Origin of the sequence: Xenorhabdus sp. PR6a, from assembly GCF_028599065.1 — a bacterium.
Lineage (GTDB): Bacteria > Pseudomonadota > Gammaproteobacteria > Enterobacterales > Enterobacteriaceae > Xenorhabdus > Xenorhabdus doucetiae.
Genome location: NZ_JAQRFJ010000207.1, coordinates 1 through 612 on the forward strand (window position 1 = coordinate 1; position 612 = coordinate 612).

Annotated in this window: 1 protein-coding gene; it reads right to left on the bottom strand. The window is 33.2% G+C overall.

The genetic code is table 11. From position 1 onward, the window contains the following. Positions 1 to 21 precede the first annotated feature (21 nt). Positions 22 to 612 (bottom strand): phosphoglycerate kinase (pgk, locus tag PSI15_RS18375; protein WP_273584769.1); only part of this gene is annotated, 591 nt, incomplete at its 5' end.

Genomic DNA, 612 nt, shown 5'->3' on the forward strand with positions numbered 1-612 from the left:
TTTCCTAGTCGTTTTTTATAGTTACTGGTATCCTGTAGAAAAAAATTTGAGGGATGCTCCACCACCAGATGAGGTGTTGGAGAATGTATCTATTTCGGTTAGTGTATCGCCTCCCATAAATAACCCTTCTACACCTGCTTTATGAAGTGAATCGTAACATTCTCTTGCATAGTAGCTATCAGCAACACTTAATGGACCTGCGGCAAAGAAGGAATAATCGTTAGGCGATAAAAAGACACTGTTTAGAAACTCTTTTTCAAAGATAAAATCTATAATTTTCTCTTGTAATTTAATATCAGTAAAATTGCGTAAATTTCGTCTTCCTTCCATATCTTCTACAATTAGTTTTCTTGGGATATATATTTTAGACAATAAAGTAGCAGGAAATTGAATATTAAAATAAGCGGATCTGCCAATATTTATCCCTATGGTTTTTAACACACTATTGAGAACCAAGCCACCAATAATAATCTTATACACGCTTGAAATACCTTTATGAGAAAGTAGGAACTTAACCTTTTCTATTTTATTTCCTCCTAGAATTAATAACGTTTTCTGGTTAGAAAAAAGTTTTTTACGCCATGTTTGCAAACCTTTTAACTCCTGCTGGAT